The sequence below is a fragment of the Bradyrhizobium sp. CCBAU 53338 genome (assembly GCF_015291665.1).
Taxonomy (GTDB): domain Bacteria; phylum Pseudomonadota; class Alphaproteobacteria; order Rhizobiales; family Xanthobacteraceae; genus Bradyrhizobium.
In genome coordinates this window covers 3,162,832-3,183,980 of sequence record NZ_CP030048.1, presented here as the reverse complement: position 1 = coordinate 3,183,980, position 21,149 = coordinate 3,162,832, and the positions used below count along the sequence as shown (strand labels likewise).

21 protein-coding genes are annotated in these 21,149 nt (G+C 59.0%); 2 read left to right on the top strand and 19 right to left on the bottom strand.

Annotated features, from left to right (window positions below):
- Positions 1 to 140 precede the first annotated feature (140 nt).
- Genes XH90_RS14830 through XH90_RS14795 form a run of 8 tightly spaced genes read right to left on the bottom strand, consistent with a single transcriptional unit; the run spans position 141 to position 6,589 of the window.
- Positions 141 to 479, bottom strand: a complete 339-nt coding sequence (locus tag XH90_RS14830; RefSeq protein ID WP_194482167.1) for an AraC family ligand binding domain-containing protein — start codon at positions 477 to 479, stop codon at positions 141 to 143.
- Positions 480 to 495: 16 nt separating this feature from the next.
- A complete protein-coding gene (locus tag XH90_RS14825; protein WP_194482166.1) occupies positions 496 to 1,449 on the bottom strand; it encodes an amidohydrolase family protein in 954 nt (317 codons plus the stop codon).
- A 10-nt stretch (positions 1,450 to 1,459) separates the two neighbouring features.
- Positions 1,460 to 3,025 (bottom strand): FAD-dependent monooxygenase, encoded by a 1,566-nt coding sequence (locus XH90_RS14820; RefSeq protein ID WP_194482165.1) that lies wholly within the window; start codon positions 3,023 to 3,025, stop codon positions 1,460 to 1,462.
- On the bottom strand, positions 3,022 to 3,762 hold the full coding sequence (locus XH90_RS14815; protein WP_194482164.1) for an SDR family NAD(P)-dependent oxidoreductase: 741 nt from the start codon (positions 3,760 to 3,762) through the stop codon (positions 3,022 to 3,024). The genes XH90_RS14820 and XH90_RS14815 overlap by 4 nt, the downstream gene beginning before the upstream one ends.
- A complete protein-coding gene (locus XH90_RS14810) occupies positions 3,762 to 4,676 on the bottom strand; it encodes a fumarylacetoacetate hydrolase family protein (protein ID WP_194482163.1) in 915 nt (304 codons plus the stop codon). The genes XH90_RS14815 and XH90_RS14810 overlap by 1 nt, the downstream gene beginning before the upstream one ends.
- A gap of 14 nt (positions 4,677 to 4,690) precedes the next feature.
- Positions 4,691 to 5,089, bottom strand: coding sequence for a RidA family protein (locus XH90_RS14805; RefSeq protein ID WP_194482162.1), 399 nt, complete (start codon positions 5,087 to 5,089; stop codon positions 4,691 to 4,693).
- Positions 5,090 to 5,102: 13 nt separating this feature from the next.
- Complete coding sequence (locus XH90_RS14800) at positions 5,103 to 6,179, bottom strand: Ldh family oxidoreductase (RefSeq protein ID WP_194482161.1); 1,077 nt, start codon at positions 6,177 to 6,179, stop codon at positions 5,103 to 5,105.
- Positions 6,179 to 6,589: a cupin domain-containing protein gene (locus XH90_RS14795; RefSeq protein ID WP_246755821.1), complete on the bottom strand. Its 411-nt coding sequence runs from the start codon at positions 6,587 to 6,589 to the stop codon at positions 6,179 to 6,181. The genes XH90_RS14800 and XH90_RS14795 overlap by 1 nt, the downstream gene beginning before the upstream one ends.
- Before the next feature lie 585 nt (positions 6,590 to 7,174).
- Here XH90_RS14795 and XH90_RS14790 point away from each other — a divergent pair.
- Entirely contained in the window at positions 7,175 to 8,137 is a 963-nt protein-coding gene (locus tag XH90_RS14790; protein WP_194482160.1) for a tripartite tricarboxylate transporter substrate binding protein, read from the top strand.
- Between the two features lie 68 nt (positions 8,138 to 8,205).
- On the opposite strand, the gene XH90_RS14785 is transcribed toward XH90_RS14790, so the two are convergent.
- From XH90_RS14785 to XH90_RS14760, 6 genes are all read right to left on the bottom strand, one after another.
- A complete protein-coding gene (locus XH90_RS14785) occupies positions 8,206 to 9,804 on the bottom strand; it encodes an ATP-dependent acyl-CoA ligase (RefSeq protein WP_194482694.1) in 1,599 nt (532 codons plus the stop codon).
- A 90-nt stretch (positions 9,805 to 9,894) separates the two neighbouring features.
- Complete coding sequence (locus tag XH90_RS14780; RefSeq protein WP_194482159.1) at positions 9,895 to 10,773, bottom strand: polysaccharide deacetylase family protein; 879 nt, start codon at positions 10,771 to 10,773, stop codon at positions 9,895 to 9,897.
- A 99-nt stretch (positions 10,774 to 10,872) separates the two neighbouring features.
- Positions 10,873 to 11,661, bottom strand: a complete 789-nt coding sequence (locus XH90_RS14775) for a GntR family transcriptional regulator (RefSeq protein WP_194482158.1) — start codon at positions 11,659 to 11,661, stop codon at positions 10,873 to 10,875.
- A 319-nt stretch (positions 11,662 to 11,980) separates the two neighbouring features.
- On the bottom strand, positions 11,981 to 12,544 hold the full coding sequence (gene gfa, locus XH90_RS14770) for an S-(hydroxymethyl)glutathione synthase (protein WP_194482157.1): 564 nt from the start codon (positions 12,542 to 12,544) through the stop codon (positions 11,981 to 11,983).
- Positions 12,545 to 12,574: 30 nt separating this feature from the next.
- The gene (locus XH90_RS14765) at positions 12,575 to 13,684 is read right to left on the bottom strand and encodes an S-(hydroxymethyl)glutathione dehydrogenase/class III alcohol dehydrogenase (RefSeq protein ID WP_194482156.1); all 1,110 of its coding nucleotides are present in this window, start codon (positions 13,682 to 13,684) and stop codon (positions 12,575 to 12,577) included.
- Positions 13,685 to 13,773: 89 nt separating this feature from the next.
- Positions 13,774 to 14,583: an aspartate/glutamate racemase family protein gene (locus tag XH90_RS14760; protein ID WP_246755819.1), complete on the bottom strand. Its 810-nt coding sequence runs from the start codon at positions 14,581 to 14,583 to the stop codon at positions 13,774 to 13,776.
- Positions 14,584 to 14,737: 154 nt separating this feature from the next.
- Here XH90_RS14760 and XH90_RS14755 point away from each other — a divergent pair, with 154 nt between their 5' ends.
- Positions 14,738 to 15,433 carry a hypothetical protein gene (locus XH90_RS14755; protein ID WP_194482155.1) on the top strand — a complete coding sequence of 232 codons (696 nt, stop codon included), beginning with the start codon at positions 14,738 to 14,740 and terminating at the stop codon, positions 15,431 to 15,433.
- Positions 15,434 to 15,445: 12 nt separating this feature from the next.
- On the opposite strand, the gene XH90_RS14750 is transcribed toward XH90_RS14755, so the two are convergent.
- Genes XH90_RS14750 through XH90_RS14730 form a run of 5 tightly spaced genes read right to left on the bottom strand, consistent with a single transcriptional unit; the run spans position 15,446 to position 21,117 of the window.
- Positions 15,446 to 16,423 (bottom strand): 3-hydroxybutyryl-CoA dehydrogenase, encoded by a 978-nt coding sequence (locus XH90_RS14750; RefSeq protein ID WP_194482154.1) that lies wholly within the window; start codon positions 16,421 to 16,423, stop codon positions 15,446 to 15,448.
- A complete protein-coding gene (locus XH90_RS14745) occupies positions 16,420 to 17,514 on the bottom strand; it encodes an NAD/NADP-dependent octopine/nopaline dehydrogenase family protein (RefSeq protein ID WP_194482153.1) in 1,095 nt (364 codons plus the stop codon). The genes XH90_RS14750 and XH90_RS14745 overlap by 4 nt, the downstream gene beginning before the upstream one ends.
- 56 nt (positions 17,515 to 17,570) lie before the next feature.
- Positions 17,571 to 18,308 carry an ABC transporter ATP-binding protein gene (locus tag XH90_RS14740; protein WP_194482152.1) on the bottom strand — a complete coding sequence of 246 codons (738 nt, stop codon included), beginning with the start codon at positions 18,306 to 18,308 and terminating at the stop codon, positions 17,571 to 17,573.
- Positions 18,308 to 20,077: an ATP-binding cassette domain-containing protein gene (locus XH90_RS14735; protein WP_194482151.1), complete on the bottom strand. Its 1,770-nt coding sequence runs from the start codon at positions 20,075 to 20,077 to the stop codon at positions 18,308 to 18,310. The genes XH90_RS14740 and XH90_RS14735 overlap by 1 nt, the downstream gene beginning before the upstream one ends.
- On the bottom strand, positions 20,074 to 21,117 hold the full coding sequence (locus XH90_RS14730; RefSeq protein WP_194482150.1) for a branched-chain amino acid ABC transporter permease: 1,044 nt from the start codon (positions 21,115 to 21,117) through the stop codon (positions 20,074 to 20,076). Before XH90_RS14730 ends, XH90_RS14735 begins: the two co-directional genes overlap by 4 nt.
- Positions 21,118 to 21,149: the final 32 nt, after the last annotated feature.

Here is a 21,149-nt window from a genome sequence, read left to right as displayed (position 1 = left end):
GCCGCGAATACTAGAGCTCGACCGAATACAATCGCATCACTTCGCTTGGCGTCGCGGCGGCAATGGAGCGACAGGATGCCGCCGCCCCTCGGCCCCTGCGACGGGGTTCAGGCTGCCACAAAGAACGATCCGATATAGCGTCAGCTTTTCGAGAAGCCTGGCAGTTTCAGTTCGACGAGAATGTTCCGGTAGCGCCAACCGCTACGATTGATCAATTCGTGGGGGATGCCGGGCTCGCGCCACAGTGCCGTGCCGGGGGTCTCCTTTGTCGGCTTGCGCCGGCCATCGGAGAAGATCATCTCGTTGTCGCCATCGGTTAGCGGTACGACGATATAGGGAAGATCATGGCGGTGCCACGGCTGGCGCTCGCCTGGATCCAAGCTCAGCCCCCAGACGCGAACATGCTCATTCTCGAAAACGATCTCATCTCCGATGTTTCCCAGCGGCTTGGTCGGATCGTAGCCAACATCATCGCTCATGATTTACTCCGTATTTTCAACCAACGACGGCCGCATTGTTACCCTGAAAAATTGCTGCCCGATCATCTGGGGAAAGCTCGGACAATTGCGCGTGAGGATCAAGCAGGCCCATGGGAAATGGCCAATCAGAACCGAACACGATGCGTGACGCGCCAAAGATGCTTTGGGTAAGACGAAAAGCCTCGCGATCGTGCGCAATGCAATCGACAGCAAGCCGCTTCAACAGCGATCGGGGCGCGGGCAGCGACCGATCAACTCCTGGCCGATCGGTTTCAAATCCCTTCTGAAACCGTCCCGCAAGCATCGCCGCAGCCCCGCCTGCATGCGCGAAACAAAATGTAATATCGGGAAAGCGGGCGACGATTCCGCCGAACACAAGATGCGCGATCGCGACCGTCGTCTCGTAGGGGTTGCCCAACAAGTTCCCTAGATAAAATGGCGCGAGGCGTTCGTCCGTAGCTTCGCCTGGATGTATAAGGACAAAGGCCTTGCCGTCGTTGAGCACGCGCCAGAGCGACTCATAGGCCTTCTCGGAGAGCATCCGGCCCGGGGCACCGGACGGTGCACTGAAACGCGTGATACCCCGTCTGACGGCATCGCCTGCAATCTGGACCGCAAGATCCGGATGTTCAATCGGGAGATGAGGGAGTGCCGTCAGCCGGCTTGGATCAACCTGGGTTTGCGCGACGAGACCGTCGTGGACGCGAGCAAACCATTGCGCCGAGGCCTCTTCGGCTAAATGTTGACGATAGAGTGGCGGGGGCGCCGATACATAAGCGGCGCCGATCCTGTTCGAGCTTAGCCACTCAAGCAAGGCTGAAGGAGAAAACAGTCGCTTAACACCCACGGCATGGCCGTCGATCGTAAGGCTGGATGACCCTGCGTCCCACCACACGCCTTCGCTCGCAACGACGGCAGCGTCTTGGACCGGGATCAGATGCGTATGAATATCGAGCGCGATTGTTTCCAACGGCCCCACCCTATTTGCCGACGATCCGCCGATAGACCTCGTCGGCGTTGCCCTCAGCCATCGGCAAGATCGCGGCGATATGATCGTCCGGACGGATCAGCACCAGCGTGTCACGTGGACATCCCATGCGCTTGAGCAGCCTTTCGCCGACGTCCAGCAGAGCTCGCTGGCGGAGGCCGGAATCCAACGGAGCGTCCCAGCGAGAAACGATGTAATGCTTGAGACCGGGCCTGTCGGCTGGAATATCCGGTCGCCGTCGCGCGTCCGTGAAATAGAGGGCGACGAAGGTATTGTCGATGAGATCATGAAGGCGATGAGGTCGACCATCGGGCGCCTGCACTTCAAAATCCGGCATTCTATCGCCAACCAAGGGCGGCCCCTTGTCCATCTTGACCATGGACCAGTGCGCACTTTCATCAACACCGAGGCGGACGCCGAGCATTGTCCGGGTGGCAGCAAGCCCCCAGGCGCTACCTGACATCAGGTCCGCAACGTCGCCTTGGCCGCCCATATACTTGCGGGCCTGCTCTGCCATCTCGCCCGAACCGTTCGCCGCAAGCGGCATTTGCTCGCGGGCATATCCGTCGAGAAGTGAGGTGTCGGCCCAGCCGCGCATGACCCAAGCCAGGCGCCACGGCAGACTGATGGCATCGAGAATACCAGTATTCATGCCCAACGCCCACATCGGCGTGATCAGGTGGGCCGCATCGCCCATCAGGAAGATATTTCCCCGCCGCCACTCGGTCGCGATGCGATGATGCACACGGTACACGACCGTATTGATAACCTCGAGCTTGTCGACATCTCCAATGAAGCGGCGGACCTTCTCGCCGAATGCGTCATTGCTCGGAGGCTCTATCCCCGGCGCGAGCGGGAACAGGAAGCGCCAACAATGCGGCTGGCGCACCAAGATCATCCACTCTTCCGGATCGGAGAAGTAGGCAAGATAGGGATAATCGCGCGGATTGGCGAGGTCGAGATCAACCTTGAGATCGACCAGCATATAGCGCACGTCATGCGAAACGCCCTCGACAGGAATATCGAGCGCCGTGCGAACCGTGCTGCGCCCGCCGTCACAGGCCAGCAAGTACGATCCTTCGATCTCGCGATCGCCCTCGGGAGTCTCGAACGTGGCGACAACACCGTCGTCGGTTTGATGGAAGGATTTGAGCCGATGAGACAATAGCGTGGCGCCCGGACTTACACGGTCCACGGTCGCGTGCAATATCGGCTCGAGGTGATGCTGCGGAAGATTGATGACGAAAGGATATCTCGTATCTTCCGCTAGTACCTCAGTGCGCACCGACAGTGTGGGCGTATTTGTTGCTCGGTCGAGCCCGCCGATCTCGTCCAGGCGCAGAGCTTTCTCGAGGACGGCATCGGCTGCGCCATAGCGCCGAAAGGCTTCGATCGTCCGCGTAAGAATCGTGCCAGCCTTCGTATCGAGCGAGAGGGTGTCATCTTCCTCAAAAAGCTGAAACGGAAGACCGTAGAAGTGAAGGCCAAGCGCCGTCGTCAACCCGACCGGACCCGCGCCGACGATGAGTATTGGCTTCGTTGCGCCCGGCTCGGTCATGCATCACACGCTGAATAAGCAAAGTCTCGGCTCAGAAGGGATGCTGTCATCGTCGCAGCGTCCGAGAGCAAGAACATCAACGGGCCAACGACGTCTGCCGGCGATCCGACGCCGATCGAGGCGCGCCAGCGCGCGTCGTCGCCTCCGGCGTTTGCGGCACGGTACTGGGGTGTATCGATGACACCGGGAGCAATGAGATTGAAACGCACGCGGTGCTGGGCCACCTCTTTTGCGGCGCTTTTGACAAAGGCGATCAGAGCGCCCTTTGTCGCGGCGTAGGCCGACGCCTCCGGCCATCCCTGATGCGCAAGGCCGGATGAAAACGCGATGATGCTCCCTTTCCGTCGCGCAGTCATGCCCGGGATGACGGCCTGATAGCACCAGACCACCCCGTCAAGATTGATGGCGATCACCCTCCTCCAATCGGCTGGGTCCATCGTGCGAACTTCAGCCCTCGGCTGAATGGCCGCGCCGCAGACGAGACCATCGATATGGCCGAACTCGTTTTCAATATCTGCAAAAGCGGTCATCACGGCAGCACGATCGCCGACATCGAGCCGGCGCGCTGAGACTTTGCTGTTCGCCTTGGTCAAGGACTGCATGGCGACTTCGTCAACGTCACACACCACGACCCGGGCGCCTGCCTCGGTGGCTGCGAGCGCAAGCTCGCGGCCAATTCCGTTTGCGCCACCGGTTATAACGATGACATCGTCTTGGGCTTGGAACGACGCTTTCATCAGGATGCACTCATTGCCGGCACGTCGCTGGCACCATAGAGATCGCGCGAGACCAGTCGGTTGCTAAGCTCGCCCAGCCCTGTACCGCGGACGAGCACGTGATCGCCAGCTTTCATGAATATCTGCGGCTCGCGCGCATTGCCGACACCGGCTGGCGTCCCGGTGATAATCACATCCCCGGGCATGAGAGTCATCCCGAACGAGAGCTCGGCGATGAGTTCCGGGATGGAGAAGGCCATCTGCTTCACGAGTGCGCTCTGCATCACCTGACCGTTGAGAAGGCACTCGAGCCGGATCTCTGGGACTTCGAGTTCGTCTTCGGTGACGACAGTAGGCCCCATCGGCATCGTATCGTCGATGCTTTTGCCCTTCAACCACTGACCGCCATGACGTCGCTGCAGATCGCGCTGCGACACGTCGTTGGCCAGGAAGTAACCGAAGACATGATCCAGCGCCTGTGAAGCGGGAATGCTGCGCCCTGCCCTGCCGATGACAAGGGCCAATTCCGCTTCATAGTCCCACTTGGCCGAGATCCGCGCGTCGAAGGCGATGTCATCGGTTGGACCGATTACGGTACCAGGTCCCTTGCTGAAAAACGTCGGCGCCTTGGGACGATCGACCTCTTGGCCTTCCCGCTTGCCACGTCCCTCCTCAAAGTGGTCCCAATAGTTCCACCCCGTACACATGATGTCCCGTCGAAAGCGTCGAACAGGGGCCAGCAACACCGCCTGCGCAAGAGCAACGCGCGGCGCCGTGTCGCCCCGACGCAGTTTAGCGACCAGATCGCGACCGTCGCCACCGAGTGCAATAAAGTCGGCGACGTCAGCCAACCCTTCTGGCAGCAGGAGGACTTCGTCATTTTCGACGATGCCGACGCGCTCCTTGCCGGCGAAATTTAGACTAGCAAACCGCATCCTAGTTACTTCCGTCAGGCGTTGGGCAGCACGGCGATGGCATTGATCTCAATCAGATAATCCGGATGGGTCATCTTGCAGATCTCAACCATGGTCGAGGCCGGCAGCGGCGGCTTGAAATACTCCCGGCGAACGGCGTGGATGGCATCGAAATGCTCCATATTCCGCACATAGACATCGACTCGCACCACGTCGTCGAGCGTGCCGCCGGCGGCTTCGACCGCAGCCTTGATATTTTCGCAGACCTGCCGGGTCTGCGCAGAGACATCACCGACGCCGGCGATAGAGCCGTCAGGCTTGCGGGCGGTCATGCCGGAAACGAAGACCAGCTTTCCGCGCGCCTCAATTGTCGTAGCCTGGGAGAAGTGGCCATTGGGCTGGCGCAGCTTTTCAGTGGTAACTTGCTTCTTCATGGAACGATCCTTCTTAAGCTACGTATGGAGCGTCAAGATTGATGCCAACCTTGGCGGCTGCTTCCTTCAGACTTCGCGCGGTCTCGGGGGCAAGGTGACAGACACCCGCACTCTTCTTCGCGGTCGCGTCCACGAGCTCGCCTGGTGCATAGATGCGGTCGACATTGGGTGCACGCTTGGACGACGAGATTCGCTCGAGCTGGCCAGCTACGCGAGCCTTAAATGACCCGTCCTCGGCGAAGTGCGAAACGTTGAGCGCAATGAAGAACTGACTGCAATTGTACGGGTCGGCAGGGTCGCCGTAGAGCGGACGCACCTCGGCACCAACGGCACCCCCGGAAAGCCCTCCGCTCAGCATATCGATCATGAAGGCGAGACCGAACCCTTTCGGACCCGCCGCCGGCAGCAGCATGCCCTTAATAGCTTTCGCGGGATCGGTTGTCGCACGACCCTGCGCATCGGCGGCCCACCCTTCCGGGATCGAGGATCTCGATGCCGCAGCCAGCCGAATTTTGCCCATCGCGGTAGCGCTCATGGCAAGATCGACTTCCGCGTGATGGTCACCGCCGGATGGAATGGCGATAGCGAGCGGATTGTTGCCAACAAGAGCCTCGGCACCGCCGGGCGCGGGCATGAGCGGACGCGTGTTCGACATCACGATGCCGATGCAGCCTCGATCCGCGAGCATGCGGGCATAACGTCCCGCCGTTCCGAAGTGAAACGCATTTCGGACCGCGACTGCTGCAAGACCCACGTCTTGCGCGCGCTTGGACACGAGTTCCACGGCCTGCCGTGCAGTCAACTGTCCGAACGCGTTCTTTGCATCGAGAACAACGGCACCGCCACGATCAACGGCCACATCACCGCCCGATGCTTTCGAGATCGAACCGCGCAGAACGCGGTCCAGATACATCGGGACAAGCATGACGCCGTGCGACGGCACCCCCTCGAGATCGGCCGCCACGATGTCCTCCGCGACGATGCCCGCATCCTCATGACGAATTCCCGCAGCCACAAAGATCGACGCAACGTCGCGCGCCAGACGCGCAGCCCCAACCTCGATTACTTGCTTCGGGTTCGAGACGGCCATCAGCGAGCATCCTGATCGTTGTCATACCAACTCGGGCGCTGCGGGTAATGCGGACCATCATAGATTTCGACAACGACCGTGTCTTCGTGCGCGATCGTCGGGCCATGCACATTGCCCTTGGGATTCCAATAGAATGAACCCGGCCGCAACACGAGCCCATTATGCTTGTACTCGTAGTGCCCCTCCAGCACGAACATAAACTGGTTGGAGGCATGCATGTGGGGTTCCGGGATACTCGTGCCCTTGTCGAACTTGATCAAGCAGATCGACGCTCCGGTCTCGTCATCACGCCAAAGCACCTTCTCGTACACGCCCTTCAAGGACTTTGGACGCCAGTCTTGCTCGTTGCTCTTGATCAGCACTTCGTCGAGCTTCGGCATGTTAGCAGGCATGTTGGGTTGCGTAGTCACGTAATCATTCTCCCGATTCATCTCGACGTGAATAGACATCTTCGTCCGCACCGCGCGGCGTGTCGGCGGCTCGCGCGAACCAAGTTCTGTTTAGTCCCGCGCAGCCGCGGCGAAGCGCAGGGCACGCAGCCTGAGCGCCCGCGGCGAGGAAACGCCCCCACTCCAACAAACCCTGCTCGGCTTCACGAGAGATCATATCGCTGGTTTCCACTATTCCGAATGGCATAGCCTCTCCGACGGCCGCGGATGAGCTTGATGCACCCCTTGCGGCGGACGACACCCACATTCGCGATTGCGCAACAGCCCAAGAATCCTCATTTAGTGTAACTTCAGCTTGCACACCACCTGAAATATCTGAAATATCGTCTTTGTCAATTGATGCCGCACGTGGTTTTGTGGGCAGAGGCTCGGCACAACCGGTGGCCTGCCGCCCAGCTCGATAGGAGACCGGACCCGCATGCGAGGGTTGCGATCGATGAGGCATGATTGTGGATGAGAATGAGTTTTAGAAAAACGCACCAACAAGCCACGTCGCTTAGGCGCGGGTTCTTGGTAATCGATGGCTGTAGACGAGAGGTTGAATCGATGTTGAAGCGGATATTGCTGGCCGTTGTGCTGACGCTCACAAATAGCTTGGCGTGGGCTCAATCGTTTCCAAGCCGTCCCGTCACGATTATCTCCCCCTATCAGGCAGGCGGAACCAGCGATATCATCGCGCGAACGATTGCACAGAAGCTCCGCGAGCGCTGGTCCCAGCCAATCCTCGTCGAGAATCGTCCGGGAGCGAATGGCGCCATCGGCGTCCAGACGGTCGCGCGTACAGCCCCTGACGGGCACACCTGGCTGGCTGTCGCATCGAGCGCGTTGACATCGAATCCGTCGATTTTTGGAAACCTGAACTACGATGTTCAGCGGGATCTAGCGCCTATCACGCGCACGGGTCAGGTCCCCAACGTGCTTGTGGTAAATCCTTCCGTCCCCGCAAAAACGGTCGCTGAGTTGATCGTCTTCGCGAAAGCAAATCCCGGGAAGCTCGCCTACGCGTCACAGGGAATAGGCTCGAACGGGCACCTCAATGGCGAGTTATTTGCGATGCAAACTGGCATCCGGCTCCTGCATGTCCCTTATAAAGGAAGTGCGCCCGCAGTTACCGATCTCCTTGGGGGGCAGGTTCAACTCATGTTTGACAATTTGCCGACGGTACTGCCTCAAATACAAGCCGGCACATTGCGAGCACTCGCCGTGACAACCGGAACTCGCAGTTCGCTTCTTCCCAACGTCCCTACGCTCGCCGAAGCAGGGCTGTCTAAGTTCGACACCAGCGCTTGGTTCGCTGTGCTGGTTGCCCGCAGCACTGCGAAGGAAATCCGTACGCAGCTTGAGGAAACACTTCACGCTGTCCTGACCGACCCCGAGGTCAAAGCTCAGCTCACCTCCGCCGGCGTCGAGCCGCTGGGGCAAGGCGCGGCGGATCTTGCCGAAAAGATCGAGGCTGATACTGCTATGTGGCGCGCCGTGATCGAGGGGGCAAGGATCAAGATGGAATAGCGGCGATTCCTGCGTCCTTGAGGTCGGCCGTCAACGCCTCCAGGCTGACAACCGGCGTACCTAATAATCTACCGCTTCACCGTCACGCCAGCTGCTTCCCGATCCCAGGTCGCGTCAGTCTTGCCACGGGCACGAAGCTTGAACTTTTGTACCTTACCGCTCTCAGTTCGTGGCATATCTGTTACGAATTCGACGAAGCGCGGTATCGCAAAATAGGAAAGCTTGCCCTCACAGAAGCGAACAACGTCTTCTTGACGAAGCGTCGCGCCATCTTTCAGGAGGAGAACGGTCATCACTTCATCCTCTGCCAAATCGGACGAGACTGGAAAGACCGCTGCTAGCGCAACATCGGGATGAGAGAGTAGAACCTGTTCGACCTCGAAAGACGAAATGTTCTCGCCGCGGCGGCGTATCGTATCCTTCAACCGATCGATGAAACGAAAATAGCCGTCAGGGGTTCGCACAAGCCGGTCGCCAGTGTGCAGCCACAAATTTCGCCACGCCTCGACGGTTTTGTCGGGCATGCCGAAATAGCCGAGCGCCATAGCGAAGGGCTCGCGTGCCCTCAGGAGCAGCTCACCCGGCTGACCATCTTGGACGGGGTTGTCGTCCTCGTCGACAATGAGAGCTTCAAATCCATCCATCACCTGGCCAACATAGCCGGGCTTGCGATGCTGCATCGTCGAACAGATCACGGCGTTGCTCTCTGTCGACCCGAACCCATCCAGGAGAGCAATCCCCGTACGGCGCTCGAAGTCTCGGTTTGCCTGCTCCGGCACGCCCGGCGCGAGAGCACAGCGCACCGTGTGCTGCCGCTCGCTTGGCTCCTCCGGGCGCGATAGCAACATCGGCACCATCGCTCCAAGGACATACGTTACCGTGGCGCCAGACTGCCGCAAGGCTTCATAGAAATTTGAGACGGAGAAGCGCGCATCAACGACTTGGGTTGCTCCGTGCAGCAAAGCCTGGAAGAAGCAGTTCAAGGCGTTCGTGTGAAACAGGGGCAAAGTGGTATGGAGAACATCGCGCTCCACGAGCCCCAGCGCTTTTCCAGTGTAGATGCCCCACCAGAAAAATTGCCCGTGGGGACACACCACCCCTTTGGATGGCCCCGTCGTTCCGGATGTAAAGAGGATCGTCAGAGGATCGGAAGGCTTGATAGCCGCAGGTGTTGCGGCCGGCCCAGGATCAGGCAGCCGGCTCGTTTTGACCGGAAGACTCTTCGCCGCCTCGGATGCCCCCTCGCCTAAAATCCAGGCCGAGGCAAGCGGCAATCGTGCGAAATCAATTGCTTCGAGCACATGCAAATGCTCGGCTTCGATCATGATAAGCTTGGCACCCGATGTGCTGAGCATGTGCTGAAGTTGATGCCCACGCGCAGCCGTATTGATCGGGACGCTGACAGCTCCAATCCAGCCGCACCCCAGAAAGACAGCCAGCAATTCCGGCTTGTTGCCACAAAAGATTGCGACGCGATCTCCGGCTGTGATGCCGGCTTGGAGAAGGCACCCCGCATAAGACGCGGCCGTATCGCGGCAGGACCGATATGTCCACGAGGCCCCACCGCAGACAAAGAGCTTTTGGTCCTCATAGCGCGCAGCTTGTTTGGCAAGCAGAGCGGGAACCGTTCTTTCATTCGCGAGGATATATGCAGCGGACGACACCATTTCTGTCAAGGCCACAGCTCCATCCCGAGAGCGCCCCCACTCTCATGAAAGAGAGCACTAGCGGCTACGAGTACAATGTCAAGTGATATATCAGATGATACGCGCACTCCACTCGTAGATTTCCTCGGGAGTCGCAAACCAGACCCCGTCTCTTTTCAAGATGTAATCGAGGGCCAATTCGAAATACTTCAGCCGGTGGGGCGCTCCGATAATGTAAGGATGAACGCTCATCGACATCACGCGCGGCTGCGTTTCGCCTTCAAGGTAGAGGCGATCAAACTGATCGATGACGCGGGTGAGCCAAGCTGGAGATTCATGCTGGTGGGCAACCATGAGCGGCAGATCGCCCATCTCGACGGAATACGGAATAGAGAAGATGTCGCCGTTCTTGGAATTCATCCGGACGGGGTGATCGTCCAGCGGCCAATCCACAACAAATTTGAAACCAGCCTCAGCCAGGTGATCGAGGGTCTCCGCCGTCTCATGTAAGCCAGGTCCGAGCCAGCCGAGCGGCGGCTTTCCCGAATAGTCTCGGATGACCTCAAAGGTGCGCCGGATATCGGCCGCTTGATCTTGCAACAAATGAACCGGCCGCTGATGGTAGCCGTGTCCCATGAAATTCCAGCCGGCATCGCGCACCGCACGCGCCACCGGCTCGTATTCGGAGCTAATGACTTCGCCGTTGATAGCAGCAGATGCCTTGATCCCGCGCGCGGCGATGCTATCCATCAACCTCCAAAAACCAACGCGCATGCCGTATTCGTGCCACGACCAGTTTGGTACGTCAGGCACCACGGCGGCGCCTCCCGGCGCGCCAAAATACTGGCGAGGAACGGGCTTGTCGAACGGCCACACCTCAATATTGACGATCAGATAAACCGCGATCCGCGCTTGATTGGGCAGATTTAGACGCGAGCGCTTATTGATCGGCGCAAAGCCAAACCTCTGACGAGGAAAATCCTGGGGCACTTTTGCACTCCGTCATCGGCTTGGGGCGCACAAACGCGTCATCCTCACCCAAGTCCGCTGCGGAGCTATCGTACTTTCCAAAAAACATCAACAGATATATCACGCGAGAGGAAGTACCGGCGTGAAAAAGCCAGAGGGGCGCCGTAGTGCGTTCGGCGAGCTCAGTTGGATTTTCTCGAGCCGGTCGCGGACGGCCTGAATATGTGCGCGCATGTGGTCGGCGGCCGCGTCTTCATTGCCATTTGCGATCGCTTGGGCGATAGCGGCGTGTTGTCGGTTCGAGGTTTTCACATCGATCGTTTGCCAAAGATTGAGATACCAAAATCGCGTCGACCGCTCGTGCAACCTGCGCGCGAAATCACTCATCACAGTGTTGCCCGAAATCGTCGCCACCTCTTGATGAAAACGTCGGTCGTAGACAGTAAAGCCGGCAATGTCGGGGGGGATCTGCTTTGGATCGGTCGCCGTCGCAAGCTGCTTCAATCTCTCGATCGCGGCGGAATCAACTTCGCCAGCGCCAACGCGGCACGCGGCTCCACGGGCCAACTCAGGCTCTACCGTTAGCCTCGAGTCGAGAATCTTGATGATCTCAGCAAAGCTATCCGGCTGCACGACGATCCCCTTTCGAGGAAGGATTTCAATGAGGCCCTCAATTTGAAGCCGCTGCAGAGCAAGATGAACCGGCGTACGCCCAAGATTCAAATTTGAACATATCGCGGCCTCGTTGAGATACTGCCCCGGCAGGAAATGCAGCATCAGGATGCGTTCTTTGATTTCCTCATATGCCTGCGTCACGAGAGAGGGGGACTGCTCGGCGTTTTTGCCGACAGCCCTGCCCTTCGCTGGCTTGGCGCTCGCGGCCTCCGGCGTGGCAGCCGGTTTCTTCATACGTGTCGCCATAAGGTTAGCTCGACCTCTCGTTGCCAAAACGTGCCTGCAATCGACAGCACGTGGGTACCGATTATCTCGGCTTGAGCCATACCACGTAAAATATCTGAAGAACACCACGGAAAACACGAACGCCTAAACTTGCTAAAAAAGCCGTCAAACCAGGTCTTTTTGCGGGTGCCAGCCCCGTCAGGAGCAGTCGGTTAGCCTGAGGCCGGCCGGTTTGGCTAGCCTAACTGCTCACGAATCGAACGGAGAGTTTTGGCGAAACTCTCCGTTCGGTTACCGCACGGCCTTTAGGATCAGTTGGCCTGCAGGCTCAGGCGGCCTTGGCCTTCGCCACGTGGGTCGCAATCCCATCCATCAGCGCCGGCGAGAGGCAGTCATAGGGCTCAAGCCCGATCTCCTTCAACCGCGACCGGATGCCCGCCATCTGCTCGGGCTTCACGCCCGACTCGATCACGGAGGAGACGAAGGCGGCGAATTGCGGCCCCTGCGAGCCCTGCTCCTGGAACAGCTCGGGGTGGATGAAGTCGAGACCGTAGAACGGATGGTTCTTGTTCTCGATGCGGCCGAACATGTGGGTGCCGCAGGCCTTGCAGGCGTGCCGCTGGATTACCGCGGAGGCATCGACGATCTGGAGCTTGTCGCCGTTCTCGAGCACGGTGAGGTTCTGGCGCGGGACGACGGCCACGACCGAGAAGGTCGCGTCCTGCGGCTTCCAGCACTTGGTGCAGCCGCAGGCGTGGTTGTGCGCCACGTCGCCCTTGATGCCGACCTTGACCTGATGATCGCTGCATTTGCAGGCGAGCGTGCCGCCGGCAAAGTGCCCGGTACCTTGTTTGAGCCCGTTATCGATCGATGGGTGGAGTGCAACAGTCATGGCCGATCCTCCTTTTGTGTGACGCTTGAGCTAGAACACGACGACTGAGCGAATCGATTTTCCCCCGTGCATCAGATCGAAGCCCTTGTTGATGTCTTCGAGCTTGAGCGTGTGGGTGATCATCGGATCGATCTGGATCTTTCCGTTCATGTACCAGTCGACGATCTTCGGCACGTCGGTGCGGCCGCGGGCGCCGCCGAAGGCGGTGCCGCGCCAATTACGCCCGGTGACGAGCTGGAACGGTCGGGTGGCGATCTCCTTGCCGGCTTCGGCAACGCCGATGATGATCGAGGTGCCCCAGCCGCGATGGCAGGCCTCCAGCGCTTGGCGCATCACCGTGGTGTTGCCGGTGCAGTCGAAGCTGTAGTCCGCACCGCCGTCGGTCAGGGTGACGAGATGCGGGACGATGTCGCCGCTGAGCTTCTTGGGATTGACGAAGTCGGTCATGCCGAACCGGCGCCCCCATTCCTCCTTGGAGTCGTTGATGTCGACACCGATGATCTTGTCGGCGCCGGCCATCTTGGCGCCCTGGATCACGTTCAGGCCAATACCGCCGAGACCGAATACGACGACGTTGGAGCCGGGCGTGACCTTCGCGGTGTTGACGACGGCGCCGACGCCGGTGGTGACGCCGCACCCGATGTAGCAGCTCTTGTCGAAGGGGGCGTCCTCGCGGATCTTCGCCACCGCGATCTCAGGCAGCACCGTGAAGTTGGAGAAGGTCGAGCAGCCCATATAGTGGTAGATCGGCTTGCCCTTGTAGGAGAAACGGCTGGTGCCGTCGGGCATCACGCCCTTTCCTTGCGTCGCGCGGATCGCGGTGCAGAGATTGGTCTTCTGGCTCAGGCAGCTTTTGCACTGCCGGCATTCCGGCGTGTAGAGCGGAATGACGTGATCGCCCGGCTTCACCGAGGTGACGCCCGCGCCGATCTCGCGGATGATACCGGCGCCCTCGTGGCCGAGGATCGACGGGAAGATTCCTTCGCTGTCGAAACCGTCGAGCGTGTAGGCGTCGGTATGGCAGATGCCCGTCGCCTTGATCTCGACCAGGACCTCGCCGGCCTTGGGTCCTTCCAGATCGACTTCGACGATTTCAAGCGGTTTTTTGGCTTCGAAAGCGACGGCGGCTCGTGTCTTCATCGAAAATTCCTCAGATTGTTTTCGAGCCCAAGGCCGGCGCCTTGAAGCCCAACGGATAGACAGCTCCGGCTACGGAAATACATGGCGCCCTATCGTCTTCGAGCCCGCCCGTCCTCCAATAATCCTCGAAACTGATCACGAGCCTGCTGACTAGGCAGACGAAAACTCGGACCTCGGCCAGCCTCCACGCCGTCGATCCGGTGCAGCTGCGCCCACATCTCAGCTGTTTTCAGCGCGACCGAGGCACAATTCAGAACTGGCGCGCGTTCGATCCGGCATTTGTGCTCTCCGGCGATCAGCAGCCCCGGCAAAACGCCTGCGGGGAGAATGACGTCGGCGCCAGCTTCAAGAAGCGGATCCGCACAACGACGAAACTGGGCGATCATCCGAGCCCGCGCCTCTGCATCGCCCGCGAATGCCGCGCCAAAATCTTCTGGACGACACCCAAGTCCAACGACCTTCGCGATGCGGTCGCTGATTCCGTATCGCTCCGCCTGCTCGAGATGCCACACCTCGAAATCCGGATCTAACGTAATGAGACCCAGCCGCCGACCAAGTTGAAGCGCACCGTATAGCGTTGCCTCGCCCGCGCCGATCACGGGGATTCGGACCGCCGAGCGGAGCTCGTAAAGCCCGGGATCCTGGAAATGGCCGATGACGACGGCATCAAATCCCTCCTCCTCGGCGCAGATTCCGTTGTCGACGGCGAGGATGGAACAGCGGAATTCGCTCAGACGCGAGATATCGGAATCGGGCGGCGACATGCCGAAAACCTCGACCTCGACGCCCGGCGCGGCGATGCCCGCAAGATAAGCCGAAAGCCCCTTGAAATAGGCCTCATTTACGGACCGATCGATGAAGCTCTGCCAATAAATCCGGATCGGCTTTGGTTCGACCATAGGCACGGGCCCTATTCAACAATGCTTGTCATTCTGAGGCAGTTGATATATCAGGTGATACGCAATTGGAAGCGCGGAACGCCGATCCACGACCGTCATTTGCGCCGGCCGAACGTCGGCGCCCTCGCAAGAGACCTGACTGGAGCGCATTTACGTGATCACATGGTTTTGCGAGTGGCGGTCATCCGGCTCGAACAGGATCGACGTGCCCGATGCCGATGTCCGCGGGCTCGGCGCGCTTATCCGCGATTGCCGGTCGGTGGCAAGTGCCGTGATTCTGCGTCCGATAACGGCCGTCGACCCTCACTATCTGGACCAGAGCCAAGCATCATCACTCGCGGTCCAGATAAATTTCGCCGATACGCGGTCACTTGAGGCCGCGCTCAGCCGCTCGGGGCGCTTGGCCGCTCTATTCGAGCCAGACCTATTCCCCAACTTGCAAGACCTTCATCCGTCCCAAGAAATCATGGTTCAGAGACGCTACCCAGTGCTCACGCGAACCGACTCGGTTCCTGACCAAGAGGTCGCCTATCTTGTAACCTACGAGGGACCTGCGTGCGACGAAGTCGCTTGGCACACTGCATATCTCAGTCGTCACCCGGTGCTGCTGGGCAAATTAGTCGGTCTCCGAGAGTTGGAAATATTCACACCCGCGATTGCGGCATCGGAACTGCGGATCCCGCTCGTTCGATCCCTGCAGCGCAACAAGACGGTCTTCGCATCAGCCGAGCTCATGCGCGAAGCGATGCTGTCGGACGTTCGCAAAGAGTTGCGCGCTGACTTCGATACCCTGCCGCCATTTGAAGGTGTGGCTCGCCACGAGCCGCACTCGGTGACGCGCGTCATCTAACACTTCGCATTATCAAACGACCGGTCCACGATCGAGCTTCATGCGCCTGAGCACGCCAGCGAACTCGCCCAAGCGCTGCTCGCGGTAGCTTTCAAGGTCGACCCCCTCGTAGTCGAGAAATCCTTTCCTGGTCTTCATGCCAATCCGTCCCTCGGCAACGTTTCTCGAAACGATTTCGGGAGACGCATAGCGCGGATGCTCGAGCGCTTCGGTAAGGTATTTCGACGCAAAGTGCAGGATATCGCCGCCACCCCAATCAATGAACTCGAGCAAACCGAGAACACCGAAACGAAAGCCGAAACCGTATTTGACGGCCTTTTCGACATCCTCAGCGCTCGCGACTCCTTCCTCTACGATACGGGCTGCCTCGTTCATCGCGAGGCCCTGGATCCGCGGCACAATAAAGCCGGGGCGCGAAGCACAAAGGACGGGCACTTTACCCATATCCTCGAGGAGTTTCCGGACCGAACTAACGGTTGCCCCAGACGTTCTCCTTCCGGCCGACATTTCGACGAGCGGGACAAGGTAGGCCGGATTGAGCCAGTGAACGTTCAAGAATCGATCCGGATGATCGATAGCGCCGGCAATGTCATCAACCATAATCGTCGAGGTTGTTGACGCAATGATCGTCTGGGGGGCCGCGGAGCGCGAAATCAAAGCGAGTTGCTGGCGCTTCAGCTCAAGTATTTCTGGCAGACATTCGAAGATGAGGTCGACTCCGGAGGTTCCCATCGCGGCCTCAGTGGCCGGAAGAACCGTGACGCGCTGCTCGACGATCGGAACGGTATCACCGGGCATCAGTCCGATGCGAACGAGAATTTCGAGGATCGCTTTGATCTCGTTCTTGACCTCGGCCGCGACCCGATCAAACTCTACTTTTGACCGTTCCTTAAAATCAACGACACGAACCGAATAGCCAGCATAGGCGAACACGGTCGCGATACCGCGTCCCATTCGCCCTGCGCCCACGCACGAGACCGTCCCACTCATACCTCGAAGCCCTCCGCGAGCACACGCTTTAGATCGCGCACGCCTATTTCGTTCAAGCCAAGGGAATTCAGAGTTCGCCCCGTCGACTCAAATGACTGGCCGGCGACGACCGATCCAATGTTCAGGAATGCGTTTGCCAGGGGCACCGGAACCCCCGCCAATTTTGCCACCGAGCTTAGGAAGGAAAGGCCCAGCCTGGTGTCTTCAAGCATGTACCGATGCCGCATAAGATCGAGATGCTCGCGCCAGTCATTTGAACCCGTGAGTTGGTCATGTGCATCGCGTGGATACATGCCGATCTCGCCGTCCGCTTTATAGTGATTTGCGAGCGGAAAATGCGGGGCGCCATAACCCAAAGCTTCGCGCACAGCAATTCGTTCGTTGTCGAGCTGATCCGTGACGCGACGTATTGCGGGCTGAGTGCCTTCCTTATGGATGTCCCAGCGATCGAAATGTTCGATTGGGCCTGCATTCATGATGATTAGCGGAGGATGAATAATCGGCCCGGCGTTCATCAAAGCCGCCGATAGCGCATCCTCCGATGGCTCGATCGCATTCGGGAAGGCTTGGTCGATCAGGGCTAGAGCTGCAAAAGAGCGTTTTGCCGGAAACACTCCAGTCGGCAATCTCACGGCCCGCGTCGAGATCCTCACGACGTAACGGTCTTGCTTTCGTGCGAGCCATGGAAGCGTGCCTGTCTCCGCGAACGACACCCGCGAGCGATTTCCCACGTCCTTGGCTGCACGCGCGAAGATGTACGAACCAAACGTCCCGGGAGGCAGGTACACCACCTGCCCGTCACGAAGGTGGGGCGCCAGTTTGGTCGCGATATCCTGCTGGGCGAACGCCGGAACCGGCGCCACAATGAGATCAGCCCCTTCGACCGCGGCAGCGATGTCGGAGGTGATCATCTCGGGTTTCGCTTCGCGCGACCCCATCTGGTCGATCACGCCGATGCGACCACCGGCCGTCATATGAGCCTCCGCGTCTTCCGACTTCTGACGCCACAACCGGACCGCGTGACCTGAGAGACAGAAATCACCGGCTGCCGCAAAAGAGCCGTTGCCTCCACCGAGCACAGCAATTTTCATTATCGTCCTCCTCTAGAATCGTTGCGCGAGCAGTCGCGTAGACCTGTAGTAAGCACTCAGCCCGAAGCCGCGGCAGTTATCGACGAGTTACCGCCGAGATAAGCCGCGATAAGTTTCGGATCGTGAACAAGCGCTGCCGACGGGCCCGATTGGACAATCTCGCCGGTCTCGAGGACGTAGCCGAAATCTGCCGTCTCAAGTGCCGCTCGCGCGTTCTGCTCGACGATCAGAATGGACACGCCGAGCTCCCGCAGGGACGCTATCGTTCGGAATATCTCTCGCACGATAAGGGGAGCAAGCCCCAGGCTGGGTTCGTCCAGCAGCAAGACCTTGGGCTTCGCCATAAGTGCGCGGCCGATGGCGAGCATCTGACGCTCGCCTCCCGACAAGGTACCGGCCGCCTGTTTGCACCTTTCCTCGAGCCGAGGAAAATGACGAAAGACCTGATATAGATCGGCTTTAACCGTCCTACGATCGGGCCTCGAATAAGCACCGAGCAGCAAGTTGTCCTGAACCGACATTTCCGAGAACAGCTCGCGCCTTTCAGGAACGAGGCAGAGTCCGCGTTCAACGCGATCTTCCACCGCGAGAGCGGAAATGTCCCTGCCCTGCAACCTTACGCGGCCCCGCAATCCGAGGAGACCGATCGCAGCCAGAAGAAGTGTGCTCTTGCCCGCTCCATTTGGGCCAAGCAGGGTGACGATCTGCCCGGGCTCCACATTGAGTGAAACGTCCCGGACGGCTTCTACTTTCCCGTAGCTAACGCTTACATTGTCGATCGAGAAAACACTCATCAAAGGCCAACTCCGAGATAGGCCTCTTGCACCCGAGGATTCCGGACGATCTCCGTCGGCGTGCCCTCGCAAAGCTTCGAGCCGAATTCCATGACGACGACGCGGTCCGCGAGGTTCATCACGAATTCCATGTCGTGTTCGACCAGGAAGATCGTGACACCCTCGCCTCGCAAAGACTTGAGAAGCTCCGCCAACCGCTGTTTCTCATGGCGTCGCAGCCCGGCGGCGGGTTCGTCGAGCACCAGCAAAACGGGATCTGCCGCGAGAGCTCGTGCAATCTCGAGAATCCGCTGGTTCCCTAAAGCCAGGCTCCCGGCGAGTTGGAACGGGTCTCGCCCTAAACCAACACGATCAAGTTGATTGAGAGCGTCAGCTGTGGCTTTCGCTTCTTCTTCCCTGTCGAGCCGGAGAGCGCAGCCTAGAACGCCTGCTCGCGTGCGAGGATAGGCTCCGAGCAGAACATTGTCCAAGAGCGTCATGCCGGGGCGCAGTTTTACGTGCTGGAAAGTGCGCGCAATGCCGGCTCGGGCGATTTGAGCCTGGGATTGGCGCGCCAGCGAACGACCGCAAAAGAAGACCTCGCCGGCATCAGTCCTGAGAGCGCCTGTCACCAGATTGAACAGCGTGCTTTTGCCGGCGCCATTTGGTCCAATCAACGCGAGAATTTCACCTGCCCGGATTTCGAACGTGACGTCGTTTACCGCGACAAGGCCCCCAAATTTGCGCACAAGCTTGTTGATCTGAAGAAGCTGTGTTCCGGATCGATACTGCTCCCGGCGAGCCAACGAGCCGTTCGCTACAGGCTTCTCGACTTTTACCGCCGGCACGAAACGGGTAAAAAATGGTACGATGCCTTGCCGAGCTCGCTGCAAGAACAGGATGAACAAGGCAGAGAACACAACCAGTTCCAGTTGTCCTGAACCATGTTTGATCAGGAGTGGCAAGTAATCCTGAATCGCGTTCTTGAGATAGGTGACAAGAGCGCTTCCGGCGACGCCCCCGACAATCGTACCCGTGCCGCCGACCATCGCCATCATGAGATATTCGATACCTGCCCCGGCTTCGAACGGGGCGGGACTAATGAACCGGCTAAGATGTGCGTAAAGCCAGCCAGAGAGAGCACAGAGTAGCGCCGCGAGGACGAAAGCGGTCAGCCGCGCATGGAATGCGCTGATGCCAAGGCTTTCGACTAGCGTTGTCCCGCCGCGCAAAGTACGAAACGAACGTCCGATTCGTGAATCAAGAAGATTGCCTAGCAATAAGAGGCTAACGAGCACGATCGTCCAAATGAGGTAAAACATTTGCCATCCCTGGATGAGCGGCTGCCGCCCGATAGAGATAGGCGGGATATTGGCGAGGCCGTTGAAGTTGCCGAGCCCGGCGAGATTCCCAAAGAGAAAGCCGATCGCGAGCCCCCATGCCACTGTGCTGAGCGACAGGAAGTGACCCTGGAGCCGAAGCGTAATGAAACCAATGATAGCCGCGACGGCGCAGGTCATCGCGATTGCCAGTAAAAGACCGAGCCAGACAGACTGTCCTTGGATGACTGAAACCCACGCAGTCGAGTATGCGGCCACGCCGACAAAAGCCGCCTGCCCAAACGACACTATCCCGCATATACCCGTCAGCAACGCAAGGCCAATCGCGACCAGAGAATAAATCCCGACGTAATTAAGAAGAGTAATGCTGAATGAAGGCAGAAAGGCCGGGGCGGCCAGGAAGACGACTAATGTCGCGATCATCAGCATGCGGAACCGTGCGCGTCTCATTCTTCTACCTCTTCTTCCGAGTGCACCTGACTCAGCGACCGCCAGAGGAGGATCGGAATTAGAAGCGAGAAGACGATGACGTCCTTCAATGCGCTGCTTTGAAACGAAGCGAAGCTCTCAAGCAGGCCCACCAAGACCGCGCCAAGTGCAGTGGCCGGATAGCTCGCCATCCCACCTATGATCGCTCCGATGAACGCCTTCAGCCCGAGAAGAAACCCCGAGTCGTAAAAGATCGTATTAACCGGCGCGATCAGAATCCCGGACACGCCTGCCATGAGCGACCCAACAATATAGGCGATCGTCCCAGCGCGCGCAGGCCGAATTCCCATCAAGCGCGCTCCGGTCCTGTTCATGGCGGTGGCTCGCAACGATTTTCCTGGCAGGGTCAAATCGAAGAAGAGAAAAAGCGCGACGCTGAGTATCAAGGCCGCAGCCACAATAATCAGCGACTGCACCGAGAATTGCATAGGGCCCACCTCGAATGATGCGGAGGTGATCGGCTCGGTCCGAACGCCCTCCGGGCCGAAGAAGAGCAGCCCAAGTCCGATGAGAGCGAAATGAAGAGCCATCGACACGATCAGAAGAAGCAAGACACTTGCATCGGCTATCGGTCTAAACACGATGCGATCGAGTAACGGCGTGATCGGCGCCATCAGAATGAGCGCGATCAGGGCTTGAAGCGGCATCGAAAGCTTGAAACTGAGTGCTATCCAAGCGCAACCGACGATGATTGCGGGGAGGACGAGATAAAAGCCAAGTGCCCGGGGAATCTCGCGGGCCCGCCTCGCACGCCACAGACTCGCGACCTCAATCAGGCTCGCAAGGCATGCTAAGACCAGCACGAGTCCGAAGGTGCCCGGCACGTGCCCTGTCTGGATAGCGGCAAGCGTGAGGACCGTAAACGCTGCAATGTCTCCAAACGGGATATAGATTACACGGGTTACGCTGAAAATAAGCACAGTCCCGATAGCCACAAGCACATATATTGCGCCCGTAGCGATCCCGTCCACGGCGAGAATCGCGGCGATATCATTGGTCATTTCCGTTCCGCTTCTTTTGTTGGAAGCCTGTT